The sequence below is a fragment of the Providencia rustigianii genome, assembly GCF_900637755.1.
GTDB classification, from domain to species: domain Bacteria; phylum Pseudomonadota; class Gammaproteobacteria; order Enterobacterales; family Enterobacteriaceae; genus Providencia; species Providencia rustigianii.
This window is the reverse complement of record NZ_LR134396.1, coordinates 2473289-2490096: the sequence shown is the minus strand read 5'-3', so window position 1 is coordinate 2490096 and position 16808 is coordinate 2473289. Positions and strand designations below refer to the sequence as shown.

The following is a 16808-nucleotide window of genomic DNA, read 5'->3' as shown; positions in this document are numbered from 1 at the left end:
TCTATCATCCTGCAACGAATCCTCAATCAGCTTATCTCTATACAGATAAAGAAAATCAGCAAATTATGGAAAATGGGCAGAAATTTTTCAGGAGACAAATCATTTTCACTTTCTTAAAGGACTTTTTTGGAAAAAGATTGTAGCTGTCTGATTAAAAAGGGGGCTTTCCTGGTGATATTTAAAACATCTTGATTATTTTTGCAACGAACAGAAAAAATCTCTTCAAAAACCGTTGACTCAGAACTCAGTATCCCTATAATGCCACTCCATCGACGACGGGGCGATTAGCTCAGTTGGTAGAGCACCTCCCTTACAAGGAGGGGGTCAGTGGTTCGAGCCCGCTATCGCCCACCACCGTTGACGATGAAAATAAATAATTGGGCGATTAGCTCAGTTGGTAGAGCACCTCCCTTACAAGGAGGGGGTCAGTGGTTCGAGCCCGCTATCGCCCACCAATTATTTATTACAATGTGGTTATCATGAAGTGGGCGATTAGCTCAGTTGGTAGAGCACCTCCCTTACAAGGAGGGGGTCAGTGGTTCGAGCCCGCTATCGCCCACCACTTCATTAGTTATTCGCATTAAAAAACTTTCAGATGGGTCGTTAGCTCAGTTGGTAGAGCAGTTGACTTTTAATCAATTGGTCGCAGGTTCGAATCCTGCACGACCCACCATCTAAAGTAGTAAATAATTCAAGCCATACAGATGGGTCGTTAACTCAGTTGGTAGGATCGTTAACTGTTAATAAGATGGTTGCAGGTTCAACCCGAAGGGTGAGACCGAAGGTCGAAGAATCCTGTACGTTCTCGACATTATATTAGTACAAAAAATCAAAAATAGATGGGTCGTTAGCTCAGTTGGTAGAGCAGTTGACTTTTAATCAATTGGTCGCAGGTTCGAATCCTGCACGACCCACCATCTCAAGTAAAGCTTCAATAATTGAACCATACCTCGACAAGATGGTTGCAGGTTCGACACGAAGTGTAAGTCCGAAGGACTTAAATCCTGCACGACCCACCATCTCAAAGAAACTCTCCAAGAATAAACAACTCTACTATTTACACATTGTACGTTGAGTGTAGGTGAGAAGCTGCGCTCAGGTTCGAGCCGAGCGAAGCGAGACAGCGTTGCGCTTGCCGCAACGACCCGAAGAGCGAGGGCAAAGCCCGAGTAATCCTGCACGACCCACCATCTCAAGTAAAGCTTCAATAATTGAACCATACATCGACAAGATGGTTGCAGGTTCGACGCGAAGTGTAAGTCCGAAGAGCTGAAATCCTGCACGACCTACTATCTATCAAATATTTTCTATATATCCAGACTAATCAATATATTAAGCGTTTTTATGCCTGTTATGTGATTATTTATATATACCCCGAAAAGGGTATTCACATTACGGTGTTATTAAGCGTTATATCAATAAATATATTAAGAATATAAATTTAGGGGTTTACTCTGTTCAAGTGGGATTCATTCATAGTGAATGGCAGGTTATTTAAGCTTTCCAATACACGGTAAGTTTTATGTTAAGGCTGCTATATTCAATTAAAATAATGAATTAAAATTAAATAAGTAGATTTACCTACTACGCTGAACTGAATAGTGCTGAGTTTATTATGTAACATGAATAAAGTACTTTATGTCTATATAATGGGTTAATAGTAACTATATAAGTGATTAAATAGATATTTTTTCGGACTAGAAATACTCGCATAAGGATTATTGTGGATTTCGTTCGGTTACAGAATTTAATAAATTTTTGTGAATTTCTAATGGAAATTCACATCATTTAGTTAATGAAATGATATCATTCTAGTGGTAGATTGAAAGAAAATTCTGGCTATTCCTGTTTCGATAGTCAAAAAAAACAATAAACTCCACTTGTATTCGGTGAAATAATATTTAAATAAGATTATCGATAATCATTAAAGTATATATTTTTGTGATATTCATCAAGTAAAGTGAACATTGAACTTCCTTAACGTTAATGTTTTGTTATGTTGAATAAGGTGATGCATTAAATTCGCTGGCTACTTTAAAAATATAGTGATTTAATTTAATTGTAACATGCTGTTCATAGATGTATGTTGTTGATGCTTGGTGTTGCAAAATAGTTATATATGTAAAATGTATATTTTTTTACTTTCTTTTACAGAATATTGGTATTTGATGTATCTTATAGCTTAAAAATACATCATCGTTATTCTGAAACCATTAACTTTGTTACAGTGTTAAATTATTCTGTTTATTTCTTTTATTTTTGGATTAATTGGCGGGAAGGTGGTCTTTTTTTAGTGAATAATATTGTTGAGGTGCGTTGCACCTAAATTAACTAGGTGGTATTCACTGTCCGTTAAATAATGTAACCATATGAAAGTATTAGGGTAATTATCCTTATCATCTTATTTGTATAGAAAGTAATATTTTGTTACATAGTTGCAATGTCATTTTTGGACTAGTTGAAACTAATTAGATGGCTAGTATATTATTTGCTTAGTGATGTAGGATGTATCACCATGTTTATATCAATGAGCTATAGTTATTATAGTTATATAAAATAACAATAAAAAACTGCGGAAAAATATCTGCTGATTTTTATTCAATTAATATATTGAAGCGAGAATGTTTATGAATACAAAATATCCTGTCGCTTGTGCAGTTGGACAAAAAATTAAATCGTTAAGAAAAGCTCAAGGCTATACAGTGTTTCAATTAGCTAAAGAGATTGACACCCTCAGTGTCAGGATAGTTGTCACCCCCTCTGAAAAATAAACCTGAGGGCGCGGAGTGACACATGAAACGTATTTCACCTGAACGAAAAGCCGCCATACTGGCTAAATTATTACCGCCGTACAACATGACCGTTTCCGCAGTTGCACAAACGGAAGGAATATCCGAAGCTACGCTGTATAACTGGCGTAATCAGGCTAAATCAGAAGGAAAACCCGTGCCCGGTGCAGACAAAAACAGTGAACAGTGGCCGGCGGAAGCCCGCTTTGCCGCCATCGTGGAAACCGCCACACTCAGCGAAGCGGAAGTGGCGGAATACTGCCGCAAAAAAGGACTCTATCCGGAGCAGCTGGTGCAGTGGAAACAGGGTTTTCTTCAGGTATCCTCTCCCGGAGATAAAGCCGCACTGAAGCAAAGCCAGAAGGAAAACAAACAGTTAAAGCGTGAGCTGGTCCGCAAGGAAAAAGCCCTGGCGGAGGCGGCGGCAATCCTGGTGCTGCGAAAAAAGCTCAGCGATTATTACGGGGAAACCGGCGGGGACGACTGACTCCGGCATCCGAACGCACCCTGTTTATCCGGTGGATTAATGAGGCGGTGAGCTCCGGCGCACGGCTGGCTGTTGCCTGCCGGGAAGTTCAGCTGAGTCTGCGGACCTGGCGGCGCTGGCAGATATCCCCGTCGGACGGCAGACCGGGCGCAGTGCGTCCGGTGCCGGTGAACAAGCTGAGTCCGGAAGAAGAAAAACAGATACTGACTGTCTGCCATCAACCTGAATACGCGAGTCTGCCGCCGTCCCAAATTGTCCCGAAACTGGCGGATAAAGGGATATATCTGGCGGGTGAATCCACCTTTTACCGGGTGTTGCGCCGCCACGGAGAACTTCATCACCGGGGGCGTCAGCAGCGCCCGAAAAAAGTACCGGTACCGACCACCTTTACCGCATCCGGGCCATGTCAGGTCTGGGTATGGGATATCACCTGGCTGCCGTCGGTGGTGCGCGGACGCTGGTTTTATCTCTACATGATACTCGATATCTACAGCCGGAAAATCACCGGCTACGAAGTGTATGAGACCGAAAGCGGCGAACAGGCGGCGGCGCTGATGCAGCGCACAGTCCTGCGTGAGGGGTGCTGGCGTCAGCCATTGGTACTGCACGCGGATAACGGGGCGGCGATGAAATCACAGACCTTACAGATGAAACTGCATGAGCTGAACATCACGCCATCCCACAGCAGACCGCGTGTGAGCAATGACAATGCCTATGCGGAATCCGTGTTCCGGACCCTGAAATACGTGCCGCAGTGGCCATCACAGGGCTTTAAAACCCTGACGGAAGCAAGGAAATGGGTGGGAAAAATTACCCGGTGGTACAACGACAGGCATCTGCACAGCGGCATCGGCTATGTCACGCCGTCGCAGCGGCATACCGGTGAGGATATTACCCTGCTGAAACAACGTGATGCAGTGTACAAAACAGCAAAAGCTACCCATCCCGAACGGTGGTCCGGAGATACCCGGAACTGGCAAAGAAAAGAGACCGTCACCCTGAATCCTGAGCGGGAAAAACAGGCTGCCTAAATTAACAAAGGGTGACAACTACCTTGACACTTACCGGACATCAGCGAGCAGCAATTATTTCGTTATGAACGCGGTGTGAACCGTATCGATATTGATTGCTTAGTTCGTGTATTAAAAGTATTAGGCGTAAATATGGGAGAATTCTTTGGCGAAGTACTTCAGGATGATATGAATGCCACTGAAGGAAAAGAATCTAAAGGATTTAATGACTCGATTTATTCTCTAGTATAGTATTTTCCTATCTACTCATGTTTCATTATGAAACGAAAATGGAAATTCGTAATTAGATTGATTCAATTTAGAACAAAAATATGGAATTTAATTAATTAAACGTGAGTATCTGAATATATTTACTTTCTTTTCTAATACACGTACTAAAAATAAAAGCCCTTAGGGGCTTTTATTTTTATATATAATCTAATTCCTAAAAACGAAATGTGAATTCTTACAGAATTGAAATTTTTCTCAATAGACTAACTTAGCTCTAATTTTACTGGTTCCAATATCACCGTAACAATTCGCGGGCCAATCATTTCCTCAATTTTTATCTGTATATTATCCAATCTAATAATATTACCTTGAACTGGCTGATTATCCGTATTTACGTGAATAAAGTGATCCAATGTTTTGTTTGAATCTACTTCTAATTGAATACCATAAGATTCGAATATTTCATTGATTCGAGTCGTCCCTTTTAAGCTTAATCCTGTTTCTGGCAACTCAATAGGTTCTAATGCTAAAGCCGTTTTTCCAGAGAATAAACGCTCTAGAAATGCTCTATTTTGAGGTTTTAAAACAATAAATAAGTGGTCTCTAGCTAATAACGTGGTTGAGCCTCTAGGAGGAAGGACACTTTTTCCTCGGGTTATCATGGCGATGACTGTTTGATCGGGTAAGGCTAATTCTGACAAACGGCGACCTACCGCTGAACAGTCATCACCAAGTGTATATTCCACTAAATCGGCATCAATTTGATCAACAGCGGTGATATCTAAGGTTGCAGCTGGTATCAACGGCGGTGGCTGCATCAGATTCAATCGTCGTGCAAAATAAGGCAATGTAGAGCCTTGTAGAGTCGCTGAAATCAATACGACGAAGAATACCACATCAAAAATAAGGTTTGCGCCAGGTAAACCATAAATGAATGGGAATATAGCCAGAATAATTGGGACTGATCCTCTTAGGCCAACCCAAGATATCAGGGTGTTTTCATTTCGAGTAAAACCAAATATTTTAAGTACGGGTATCACTGCTAATGGGCGTGCGATGAATGTTAATACTAATGCGATCATTAACCCCTCTTGCCATACTTCGATTAATGAGCTTGGATTCACCAATAGGCCTAACATGACGAACATGATGATTTGGCTTAACCACGCGAGTCCATCATGAAATAAAAAGGTATTACGCTGAAATACAAATGAATGATTCCCGATGACCACTCCGGTAATAAATATAGACAAGAACCCGCTACCGCCTAAATTACTGGCAACACCGAAGGAAAATAAACCACAGGCAGCAACAAGCACAGGATAGAGTCCAGCGGTTAACAATTTAATTTTATTGATGATTTTAATCGAAATCCAGCCGACACTAATACCCACCGCTGCACCAACCCCCATCTGGCTGACAAACAGTAAAGCAAGTTCACTTCCTGTTGCTTGAGGATTCATAAGTAGCTGCAATAGACCAACCGTTAAAAAAATAGCCATTGGATCGTTGGTTGCACTTTCTATCTCTAATGTGGCTTGTAAACGTTCATTAAGGTAGATCCCTGCATTACGTAATAATGAAAATACTGCGGCAGCATCAGTTGAACCGACTATTGCTCCAAGCAACAATCCTTCAAGAAGAGGTATACCAAGGATATATGCAGCGGCGAGTCCTGTGATCCCTGCTGTCACTAAAACCCCAAAGGTAGCGAGGGTAAATGCAGGTTTCCAAACTAATTTGATGGATTTAACGGAAGTCTGTAAACCACCATCAAATAAAATTATAGCGAGCGCAAGGGACCCGACAGCATAAGAAACGTTAACATTATCAAAGGTTATTTTTCCAAGACCATCTTCTCCCGCCAACATGCCGACAAATAGGAACATAACCAGCATGGGTAAGCCTAGTCTTGCAGAGAGTTTACTAGAAAAAATACCCAGTAAAATCAATATAGATGAAAGTAAAATCAGTTGTTCAATAGTCGGCATAATCAGTTGTCAGTTAAGTGGTTGATAAAACGCTGACGATGCATCGCAAAGCGTACGAATTAGCTCTAGATTTTATTAAAGTGACGAAAATATGCAGTTGGGTGACATTTCCACTTCAAATGCATAAATAAACATTTTTCTACAGAATATTATGATTATATATGAATCATTTTAAATATATTGATATTTTATTGTATTTTTAAAAAGTTAATTTGCAGATATAGCACGATTTTTTGTGAAATTAGTCGAAATTATCTTATTTTTGACGAGTAAGACGAATGTTGATGAAAGACTCGAGATGGAAAAGCCAGATTCTGATAGGGAGACATCAATAAAAGTCGGCAGAGAATTACTGCCGACAAATTCACAACTAATGAAAACGAGCCTTTTTAGCCAGATAATCACCAATAAACTGTATTCCTTGAACAATGATCACTAACGTAACGACAGTAATCGCCATTGCAACATTGTCAAAACGCTGATAACCATAATTAAGCGCTAAGTCGCCAACGCCACCCCCGCCTACGGCACCAGCCATGGCGGTTGCGCCAACCAGTGTGATACTTGCTGCAGTCAAACTCAAAATCAGTGACGATTTTGCTTCAGGTAAAATAAAGTGCCAAACAATTTGCCAATTAGTTGCACCCATAGCATCAGCGGCTTCGATAATGCCAGAATGTACACTGAGTAGTGAATTCTCTACTAATCGAGCGGTATAGGGCGCAATATAAATGACCAAAGGAACAATTGCTGCGGTTGTTCCAATTGAAGTTCCAACGACAAATCGAGTTAACGGAATGATAGCCACTAATAGAATAATAAAAGGTAAGGAGCGGAAGATATTAATAATCGGGTTAATAATGCGATAGAGGGTTTTATTTTCCCAGATCCCATCTGGTCTGGTGATCACTAATAAAATGCCTAATGAAACACCTAATATAGAGCCAAGTACAAGAGCAATACTGACCATGGTAAACGTTTCAGACATGGCAAGTAAGAATTGCTTACTGGTTAATGCGGTTTCAAAAAATTGGCTCATAACGTTCCCTTATTCACTGCAACACCGCGTTGGCGCAAGTAATCTACCGCTTTATCAATTTGTTGCTTATTGCCGAGTATTTGGACAAACATACTTCCCAGCACTACGCCGTTAATTTCCTTCATATTGGCAAAAAGGATATTTACTTTGACAATATTTTTGATAATCAGCTCATTAACAACTGGCTCCTGTGCTGATTTACCTAAAAACTCTAATCGATAAACATCTTCTTGATGTTCGAGTTGATGAAGAACGCGTTCAGGAATCTCTTCATTTAAAACCGTGCGGACAAATTTTTGTGTCGTCGAATGTTGTGGTTGAGCAAAAATATCTAGTACAGTGCCTTCTTCTACTATTTTTCCGGATTCCATAACCGCAACACGATTACAAATTTGCTCGATGACTTCCATTTCATGGGTCACTAGCAAAATGGTGATATTTTGTTCACGATTAATTTTCTGTAGTAACGCGAGAATTGCCCCTGTAGTTTGGGGATCTAACGCAGAGGTTGCTTCATCACACAGCAAAATCTGAGGGTTATTGATCAACGCCCGCGCGATACCAACACGCTGTTTCTGCCCTCCAGATAGCTGATTTGGATACTGATTTTTTTTATCGCTTAGCTCCACATACTCAAGGATATTATCAACTCGGCGCTCAATTTCTTGCTTATTAATACCTAATAGTTTTAGTGGCATAGCGATGTTTTGAGCAACGGTCTTGGTTTCCAGCAAATTAAAATGTTGAAAGATCATGCCAATACTTTTTTTATGTGCTCGGATTTGTGCTGGACTATGTTCCGCAATATTTTGCTGATCAATGACAACGGCACCATTTGAGGGTTTTTCCAGTTGATTAACTAAGCGGATTAGTGAGCTTTTTCCCGCGCCGCTATAACCAATAAAACCAAAAATATCCCCTTTATTGATATGCAAATTAATATCTTGAAGTGCAACTAAAGATTGCCCATCTTTCTCATACACTTTTTGGACATTTTGAAATGTGATCATATTCACCCCTCATTCTCAGTAAGTTGCACACGGTTTTTAGGTGGTAATGCAGGTTGCCACTCATGTCCAAGTAATTCGTACTCAGAACTATGTTTCACAAGTTCAAGGTGTTGTTCCTGATGAGCAAGATACAATTTTGCAGCGATATGGTCGGCTAAACGTTCAGCGCCTGTATTTGTGCCTGGAATGAGGCCGATGACGGGGCCCATACTTAATGACGCACTTAAATTAAAGCAATAAAAGTGGTCGATATAAGGGAATGCATAGCCTGATTTTGCTTGTAATTCAAAATGTTCACCGAGGTAAGGGTGAGCAGCGAGTTCGCTATTTTCTTCATCAGCAGGCGGCGTGTATACATCTCCCCAAGTTTTAATAAATGGAGCTAAACGTTGGAATGCACTATGTTTATTCCAATTGATGCGATAACCAGTCGCTAAGATCAAATAGTCGAGAACAAAATTTCCATTCGTTGTGGAAATATGCAGTTTATTGCCATCCAACTGCACATGGTTCACTTGAGTGTTGAAATTAAAATAGGCATTTTCATGGCGGGAAACGCGTAAAGTACTACCTTGTGGCGAGGGCGTTTTTGCTTTCAGAACATAGTCAGCATAATGCCATTTTTGAGCATCTGTAAAATAGTGATATGCATTGGTAAACCCAGCACTCCCCGCGACTTTTCCTCGATTTACACGTGGCATATCATTGGCACGAATTAAAATTTCCACGGAGTTTGCGCCATGCTCTAAAGCTGTTGCTGTGCTGTCCATGGCTCCTGCGCTATAACCCACAACCCCAATATCTAATCCTTTAAATCGTTGGTAATCACTACCCGCATATGAATGTTCCCAAAATGTATTTGGAATATTATTCATAAACTCAGGAATATTTGGCTCACTGAAGGACTCCATACCTGTAGCAAGGATCACATGTTGAGCAACAAAATAGGTTAAGCCTTTTGGCGTATTAAATAGTAACTCTCGTCCTTGGGGGGTTAACTGTATATCAATTAATTGATACTGATTGAAGACGATGGGTTGAGTCATAGACTTAAACCATTGAAGGTATTCACCCCATTGCAGGCGAGGAATTTTATCTAGTTTTAGCCATGCTTGCTCACCAAACTGAGCTTTGAACCACGCTTGGAAGGTCAGTGATGGTGAAGCTAATGCAGGACCAACGACTTGTTTTGGGGAGCGCAGTGTTTCCATCAACGCAGGTGTTTGCCATGGCCCCTCCTTTCCTGATGGTGCTTGGTCAAATACTACTGCATTAACGCCTCGTAATTTTAGAGCGAAAGCGGCTGTAATCCCGGACATTCCTGCGCCAATAATGGCCACATCAATTTTCTGATTGGATAAGTCATTTTCTGATAATGACCAAGAGGTTATTGGTAAATTAAGATATTGTAAGTCTTGCTCAATCTGTTTTTCTAACACGGCCAAGCCGATAACCTGTTCCATGGCATCATTCCTTATTTTTTGTTATTTCGAAAGGCTCACCCAGTGAGAGCATTAAGCGGTTTGCCCATGCAAAAAATGCGGTGGATTGAATAAGGTCAAGTAACTCTAATTCGGATAATCCCAATGAACGCAATGCAGTGATTTGTTCTGATGAACTTTGAATTGGTGTTGCTGAAAGTGAAGCAACAAAATCAATAATGGCCTGTAATCTATCATCATAACCATCAGCTAATATCGCGCCAGAAGGCGTTGCTAGTAAATTATCTACATCAGTTCGATGTTCTTTAGTGTATTGGCTTGCTTTACGGGCATGAACTGAAGCGCAATAAATACATCCATTAACTTTACTGACGACAGCTGCCGCCAGTTCACGTTCCCACCGAGCTAGTCCTCCGGAAGTATAAAAAATGCCACGGTCAATCAGTGTGCGGATCTCTAAAATTTTGCTTTGATGGGCAAGAAGTAAAAAATACTCTGAATTTAATTGCCCAAATTTTTCATGGTTTGGGTTTCTTCTGTATCAAGGTTGCTAGCTTCTCGGGCAGTTAACCAAGATTCCCAGCCTAACTCATCTTGAGTAAATACAGAGGGTGACGGCTGTCCTTTTTGGGTGGTTGGGCGATTATTCCATTTCCCTGCAACGACTTTATTTGTCTTTATCTGATGAGAATTGTGATTTTCTAATAAGCTAAATCCATCGATTAACCGTGCTTGGTAGGTGACGAAGGTAATTAATTGCGCCAATAAAATAATATCGGATTCTGACCAGCCTAAATCAATAAACTGCTGAATTAATGTAAAATCGGTAGCTTTAGGTGTATTCACCAAGATCAGTAAATATTTTTTTGCCAACTCCAACGCAGGAGAAAAAACAACCTCTGGCTGAGCATTTAATTGTGCTAAATAATGATTAGCGAGTATTTGGCTCCCTGTTTGCTTAGCCGTTTCATAAGCAAAATAATATTTAACATTCGTTGGCAATTCTACGGAAGGCGTTGAGAAGATGGCCTCAAAAGCAGCTTGGGTATTTTCCGTTGCAGCAGGGCGCTCTAAGCGGATTTGCACTAATTCTGATTCTGGCGTTAGGTTCAAGAGAGAATTAATTAAATCATTTTTTATAATAGTCATAAAAGTACTCACTTTATTTAAATATTGTTATCTCCTTTATTACATATCAATTACATCACTATTCGAACTATCTATTAGTTATATGGTTATAACCATTTTAATTAGGGATTTTTAATATATACATTCAGGTTTAAGTTATAACGAGATGGTCTAAGTGGATAAAAAAATCCTGTTTATACTCCAGAAAAATGACACAACAGGATCCTTTAAAATGTTAAAACAAAAATTAATAAATATTTCTTTAATTGCCACAACAGTAATTTTTTTAGCTGGATGTGGTGATAATAATGAACAAACCAACCCGGATAAAAAGCAAATTACCATTGGTTTTGGTGTGGGAAATTATATTGACCAGGTTGAGAAGGGAATTGTGCCTATTTTAGAGAAAAAAGGTTATCAGGTTAATTTACGCCAGTTTTCACAAAATAGACAAATTAACCCAGCTTTTGAAGAGGGCGCGATTGATGCATCTGTAAATCAAAGTCGCGCTTATATGGAAGCCTATAATGAGAAAAATAATATTAATATGGTAGCACTGGCGGACTCACCGAGTGCGCCTCAAAGTTTACGTTCTAATAAACATAAATCATTGAATGAAGTTAAAGATGGCATGATTGTGGCGTTGTCGAATGACCCCGTAAATGCAGAACGTGGAGCGCGTATCTTAGAGGATTTGGGTTGGATTAAAATTAAGCCCAATGTAAGTACATTAAGCTTTAGCGTGAATGATATTGAGCCTGCTAAATATAAGCTCGATATTCGTGAAACTGATGCAGCTCAGGGTTTACGTTTACTGGAAGATGTTGATTTTGTCGTGGTGAATGGTAACTATGTAGCGAGTGCAGGGCAGCGTATAGCGGATGGATTAGTGGTGGAAAATTCCCCATTAGAGCATCGTGTGGTCGTGAGTGTATTACAAAAAGATCTCGATTCTCAGTGGGCTAAAGATTTAAAAGAGGCCTTTGAATCTAAAGAATACGCAGATTATATTCGTTCACAACGTATTTATGATGGATTTATTGAACCGGCAGCGTGGAATCAATAATCGTCCAACTTTATGGGGCCACTTCATAACAAGGAGGCTTTTGAGTTATAAAAGCCTCCTTAAATGAGATTAAAGTACTAACCAAATCCAAGCGGTCGCCAGCAGCATACAGAATGCAGCAACAATTCCTCCTGATTTAGCAAATTCAGAAAATGAAATTTTCACACCATAAGCCGCAGCTTGTTCAACAACAATGATTCCCGCCAGACTACCAAAAATAAATAAGTTACTGGAAAAACCGGAACCTAAAACAAGTGCTGCTCCGAGGGAGTCAGCATTACCATCTGGTGTTAAGAAAGGGACTAATAGCATTACGGATGGGTTATTTCCCACAATAGTGCTAAGCACGCCTGTGACTAAAAAGAGCACTAGCGGGTTATTCAATTCAACCCCATGAGCCCGTAAATCATTGAGCATTTGTTGGGGTAATCCGGTGCCTGAAAATGCCGCATTGACGACAAATAATCCCATGATTAATAGTAATAAATTACCATCGACTAATTTCAGCATATCACTGGAGGCAATCGACCGGTTAAGCAGTAAAAACCCAGCTGCGGTCAAGGCGATCAATTCTTTAGGGATATCACTGACGACAAAAGCCACAATGACTGCCAGTGTAATAACGCCTGCTTTAGCGGTTTCCCATGTATCTAATGTGGCGGCTGGAGAGGTTGAAATGGGCGCTCCACTTGATTGTTTTTCTAAATACCAGCGATTACGGTATAGCCACACTAAAATAGCCCAAGTGATAGGCAAAGAGAGTAGTGCCGGGATTGCAGAAGCTTGGAGTAGACCAACAAATGAAATATCTAACCCTTGGGCGGCAATCATATTTTGAGGACTACCGATCAGTGAACCTGTCGCCCCATTATTGGCAGCAAAACAGAAGCCTAGTAGGAATGGTATTGGATTCAATCCCCGAGATAATGTAATTGATACCAGAAGTGGAGTCATAGCGACAACGACGACATCATTTGTTAGCAATGCAGATAACAACCCGCCCACCGCAATCAGCACGGCTAATAATGTAGGCGCACTGACCTTTAGCATTGCGACACGATTTGCAGTCCAACTGTAGAAGCCAGAGACTACGAAAGAAGCAGATACCACCATTAAACCAAATAACATTCCAATAGTACGGTAATCGATGGCATTCCATGCATTGGGTGGTGTAATGCTGCCGATCGCCATCATAGCTAATGCGCCAATAACGGCTGCGCCGGTTCTATCTACTTTAAAGCCCGGTAGTTTGCCAAATGCCATGGCAACATAAACCAGTACAAAAACAACAATGGTTAAGGTCATAGAATTCACATTTTTCTGAAGATTTAGGGGGGATTTTACGAGGTTCCACGCAGTAGGCAATGATTAATTAATATTTTGATTTTTCATCAGTTATTTATCCTCCTATGACCATCTGATTAAGAATAAATAAAAGGAAATATAGCCTTTTGAAAAGTCATATTGAATGCATATTATTCGGTGTTATCTATCTTTATTTAATGTTGATAGGTCGCCGGTGAGCGCTAGTATCTTGGTGGAAACTGAAACCAAAATACAGAGGGAAAATAAGATGAAAAATTATTATTCATCAGCTTTAGCGTTAAGCGAAACAAGAAGTTCGTTAGTCACCTTACATAATGACCTGTTGGTGTATCAAACAGAAAATGTGATTCCATTATCTGACGTTTTTACTAATTCATCGAAGCGTGTATTAGATGCGCTGGATTTGAATATTAATATTTTAGATGATGGCATTACTGAGTTAGAACAGCAGGCGACAGAGTTAGTGAGTGAAAGCACGGCTCAATTAATTATTGAAATAGAATCTAAAATAGTAAATTTAAATGATGAATTAGATAGCTTAAATGATAGTTTAAATATTGATACGGAAATTATGGCAGTAGAGGAATTAAAGACATCAATAGAGAATTTAATTAATTACTATCAAGGTAAGATAGATTTACTAACTAGAACTATATTTCGCTTCACAGAAAATAAAAGTGTCGCATCGAACGGAACTATTTTAGGACTAGACGAATTATTAGCTTCACTGAAGAAAAATTTGGCGAATACAAAAAATAAGTTAACAGAGGTAAATATGCTACTCGCTTACCTTTATAAATTACAAGAATTTATTCTACATGCACTAAAAATAGTGAGCAATTGGAGTGGTATTATTGCACCGCTATTACCTTATGGTATATCCGGTGCTTCCTCTTTAGGGCTATCAATTGTTGTTGGGCAAATTCGTGAGTATCTTACATGGTTCAAAGGTTAATTTTTTGACGCAGATGGGTTAGTCGTCAATTTTTGGCTATCGATCCATTGAGATAGTATTTTACTTGCAGTTAATCTTAATTGAGTATTTTTAGTGCTGGGTGGATTCAAATATTGAGTAGAATACTCCAGTAATTGAATATTTTTAAAAATAAACCAGCTGTCTGTTATTTGCTGTGAGGCTTCTGGTTGTTGCCTATCATGATAAACAAACAAGGTATATTCTTCCTGTTTTGATTGCTCGTCCGGTACGCCTGCTATCTGAATGACTTCGTTTGGTGTCATGCCCACCATGAAAATTGAAGGCGATTTTTCCTTTGCACACCCCATCATTAGGCTACAAAGAAATAAAATAAAGATTGTTCGCATAAAGACTAATCCGTGAAATAGGAATACTGGCAAAAATAATATCAGGGCAAAAGATAAAACGAAATAGGGGGCTTAAAAGTAAGTGAAGTTTACGATACCACTAAGACGACTCCCCGAAATATGCATGTCAGTTAAATTTTATTAGCATCAGAGGAAATAGTCTGGTTTAGTTTTTTATGAAATCCATATATGTTTTTTTGAGTCAATTGCCTAAACTGATTCAATATAAAATATGTGATTGAGGTTTTCTATGTTCGATTTAAATTTTTTACGTGAATTATTGGTTGGGTGTGTTCATTTTTTACAGCTACTGTTGGAAACGATCTCGGTTATTTGTGTTGTTATTGGGCTAGGTAAAACGCTGGTAGTTTTATGTCAGTTAAAGGGAGAAAGAGTTGCTCGCTATTGTTTTGGAAACTGGCTTGCGATGGCATTAGAATTTCAATTAGCTGCCGATATTTTAGCGACAACAATAGACCCTGATTTAGATAGCTTGATTAAACTTGGGATCATTGCAGTGATACGAACCTTCTTAAATTACTTCTTAGCGAAAGAACTAGAGCAACGACCTAAATAGCGATAAAAGTAGACTTCTAAACATCAATAAAACACGCTTCTCTTCTTGTTTATATGAATAAGGTTAGGAGCGTTGCTATGGCAGTTTTCTATCAAGGCTAAATTACGTCTTTTGGGTGAGAGATTCTTTAGAGTGGCTTGTGCTGGTGTCCCCTGCAGGAATCGAACCTGCAACTAGCCCTTAGGAGGGGCTTGTTATATCCGTTTAACTAAGGGGACATCGAAGTAATACAAATTAGCGCTTGGCATTTTACTGTTCACTACCCGTTGAATCAAGCTGTTACAGACAAATTCCACATTTTTATTGCTGAGAGATAATTATCTGCTTTATTTTTGACCTATTAATTCTTAAGTAAAAATTTATTTTAGATAAGTAACCTCTTTGAATTCACGACAATAATCGTAATTAAACGTCATTTATGCGCTATTTTCAGGCTAATTAATTATATTTCCTATGATAAGTTGATAATTAAATAGGTTATAATTATACCCATCAGGTTATTAAACCACTCAAAACGATTAACAAATTTTTTTATTTGCTTCTATGATAAGCAGATAAAAGATCATCAATAAAAAACACCATGGTTGGGTGGAATAAGGGATGGAGAGTATGATGAAGTTTCGCATGAGTAGCGTTCTTCTGGCAGGGGTTTTGATTGTGGGATGCGCAAGTGTAGACCCTGTCACACAGCAGCGTTCAGACCCTCTTGAAGGTTTTAACCGAGCAATGTTCAATTTTAACTACAACGTCTTAGATCCTTATGTTTTAAGGCCTGTAGCCGTTGCTTGGAATGACTATGTACCAATGCCTGCTAGAAATGGACTCAGCAACTTTTTAGGTAACCTTGAAGAACCGGCAAGCATGCTGAATAGCTTTATTCGCGGTGAACCCGCTCAAGGTTTTAAACATTTTAATCGCTTTTTCCTCAATACCGTTTTCGGTATGGGGGGCTTAATTGATGTTGCTGGCATGGCAAACCCTCAATTAGTGAAAGAAGAGCCTAAACGATTTGGTAATACGTTAGGTTATTACGATGTTGGTTATGGTCCTTACGTTGTTCTGCCTGGCTATGGTAGCGCAACATTACGTGAGCAGGGTGGGGATTTGGTGGATGACCTTTACCCAATGCTGAGCTATTTAACGTTCTGGATGTCGGCCGGCAAATGGGCGCTAGAAGGGATTGAAACACGGGCTAGATTGCTGGATTCAGATGGTTTATTGCATAGTTCATCTGACCCATATTTAATGTTCCGCGAAGCGTATTTCCAGCGTAATGACTTTTTATCGAAAGGTGGCACTTTGCAACCGGCTGAAAACCCTAATGCTGCGGTGATTGAAGGTGAGCTGGATTCAATTGATTAGGATTAAAGAGTAAAAGGTCGAAGAAAG

General features: G+C 39.7%; 13 protein-coding genes, 6 tRNA genes, 1 other RNA gene and 2 pseudogenes. 13 read left to right on the top strand and 9 right to left on the bottom strand.

The window, feature by feature from the left end; genetic code table 11:
- Positions 1-278 precede the first annotated feature (278 nt).
- The 9 genes and pseudogenes from EL244_RS11485 to EL244_RS11445 form a co-directional block, all read left to right on the top strand.
- Positions 279-354: transfer RNA gene (locus tag EL244_RS11485), tRNA-Val, on the top strand.
- A gap of 25 nt (positions 355-379) precedes the next feature.
- Positions 380-455 (top strand) — tRNA-Val (locus EL244_RS11480).
- A 31-nt stretch (positions 456-486) separates the two neighbouring features.
- Positions 487-562 (top strand) — tRNA-Val (locus EL244_RS11475).
- A 35-nt stretch (positions 563-597) separates the two neighbouring features.
- Positions 598-673 (top strand) — tRNA-Lys (locus EL244_RS11470).
- A gap of 168 nt (positions 674-841) precedes the next feature.
- Positions 842-917, top strand: a tRNA-Lys gene (locus tag EL244_RS11465).
- 144 nt (positions 918-1061) lie between these two features.
- Positions 1062-1190, top strand: a non-coding RNA gene (locus EL244_RS11460) — RtT sRNA.
- A 1437-nt stretch (positions 1191-2627) separates the two neighbouring features.
- A pseudogene (locus EL244_RS11455) lies at positions 2628-2729 on the top strand (helix-turn-helix domain-containing protein); the annotation flags it as partial.
- A gap of 64 nt (positions 2730-2793) precedes the next feature.
- Positions 2794-4307 (top strand): IS3 family transposase gene (locus EL244_RS11450; RefSeq protein WP_457810181.1). Its coding sequence is split into 2 segments (ribosomal slippage): positions 2794-3229 and positions 3229-4307, totalling 1515 coding nucleotides; the frame shifts between segments, so codons are not numbered across the junction.
- 36 nt (positions 4308-4343) lie between these two features.
- A pseudogene (locus EL244_RS11445) lies at positions 4344-4538 on the top strand (helix-turn-helix domain-containing protein); the annotation flags it as partial.
- Between the two features lie 242 nt (positions 4539-4780).
- Here EL244_RS11445 and EL244_RS11440 read toward each other — a convergent pair.
- The 6 genes from EL244_RS11440 to EL244_RS18040 all read right to left on the bottom strand — a co-directional run bounded on the left by EL244_RS11440 (position 4781) and on the right by EL244_RS18040 (position 11148).
- Positions 4781-6508 (bottom strand): potassium/proton antiporter, encoded by a 1728-nt coding sequence (locus EL244_RS11440; protein ID WP_126461031.1) that lies wholly within the window; start codon positions 6506-6508, stop codon positions 4781-4783.
- Positions 6509-6878: 370 nt separating this feature from the next.
- Positions 6879-7547, bottom strand: a complete 669-nt coding sequence (locus tag EL244_RS11430; RefSeq protein ID WP_112837034.1) for a methionine ABC transporter permease — start codon at positions 7545-7547, stop codon at positions 6879-6881.
- Complete coding sequence (locus EL244_RS11425) at positions 7544-8557, bottom strand: methionine ABC transporter ATP-binding protein (RefSeq protein ID WP_126461028.1); 1014 nt, start codon at positions 8555-8557, stop codon at positions 7544-7546. The genes EL244_RS11430 and EL244_RS11425 overlap by 4 nt, the downstream gene beginning before the upstream one ends.
- Positions 8558-8559: 2 nt before the next feature.
- The gene (locus EL244_RS11420) at positions 8560-10020 is read right to left on the bottom strand and encodes an FAD/NAD(P)-binding protein (RefSeq protein WP_126461025.1); all 1461 of its coding nucleotides are present in this window, start codon (positions 10018-10020) and stop codon (positions 8560-8562) included.
- 4 nt (positions 10021-10024) lie between these two features.
- Positions 10025-10453 carry a peroxidase-related enzyme gene (locus EL244_RS18045; RefSeq protein WP_232004575.1) on the bottom strand — a complete coding sequence of 143 codons (429 nt, stop codon included), beginning with the start codon at positions 10451-10453 and terminating at the stop codon, positions 10025-10027.
- Positions 10454-10500: 47 nt separating this feature from the next.
- Entirely contained in the window at positions 10501-11148 is a 648-nt protein-coding gene (locus EL244_RS18040) for a CMD domain-containing protein (protein WP_232004546.1), read from the bottom strand.
- Positions 11149-11359: 211 nt separating this feature from the next.
- On the opposite strand from EL244_RS18040, the gene EL244_RS11410 reads away from it, so the two are divergent.
- Positions 11360-12193, top strand: coding sequence for a MetQ/NlpA family ABC transporter substrate-binding protein (locus tag EL244_RS11410; RefSeq protein ID WP_126461022.1), 834 nt, complete (start codon positions 11360-11362; stop codon positions 12191-12193).
- A gap of 69 nt (positions 12194-12262) precedes the next feature.
- Here the strand turns inward: EL244_RS11410 and EL244_RS11405 are convergent, their stop codons facing one another.
- Positions 12263-13498, bottom strand: a complete 1236-nt coding sequence (locus EL244_RS11405) for an ArsB/NhaD family transporter (RefSeq protein WP_126461019.1) — start codon at positions 13496-13498, stop codon at positions 12263-12265.
- Positions 13499-13766: 268 nt separating this feature from the next.
- On the opposite strand from EL244_RS11405, the gene EL244_RS11400 reads away from it, so the two are divergent.
- Positions 13767-14474 carry a hypothetical protein gene (locus tag EL244_RS11400; protein WP_126461016.1) on the top strand — a complete coding sequence of 236 codons (708 nt, stop codon included), beginning with the start codon at positions 13767-13769 and terminating at the stop codon, positions 14472-14474.
- Here the strand turns inward: EL244_RS11400 and EL244_RS11395 are convergent.
- Positions 14471-14842, bottom strand: coding sequence for a hypothetical protein (locus tag EL244_RS11395; RefSeq protein WP_126461013.1), 372 nt, complete (start codon positions 14840-14842; stop codon positions 14471-14473). The two genes, EL244_RS11400 and EL244_RS11395, sit on opposite strands and share 4 nt — an antisense overlap.
- A 250-nt stretch (positions 14843-15092) precedes the next feature.
- Between EL244_RS11395 and EL244_RS11390 the strand changes: the two genes are divergently transcribed.
- The gene (locus tag EL244_RS11390) at positions 15093-15419 is read left to right on the top strand and encodes a DUF1622 domain-containing protein (RefSeq protein WP_006814644.1); all 327 of its coding nucleotides are present in this window, start codon (positions 15093-15095) and stop codon (positions 15417-15419) included.
- 143 nt (positions 15420-15562) lie between these two features.
- On the opposite strand, the gene EL244_RS11385 is transcribed toward EL244_RS11390, so the two are convergent.
- A tRNA-Arg gene (locus EL244_RS11385) sits at positions 15563-15637 on the bottom strand.
- 394 nt (positions 15638-16031) lie between these two features.
- Between EL244_RS11385 and mlaA the strand changes: the two genes are divergently transcribed.
- Positions 16032-16781: a phospholipid-binding lipoprotein MlaA gene (mlaA, locus tag EL244_RS11380; protein WP_126462828.1), complete on the top strand. Its 750-nt coding sequence runs from the start codon at positions 16032-16034 to the stop codon at positions 16779-16781.
- Positions 16782-16808: the final 27 nt, after the last annotated feature.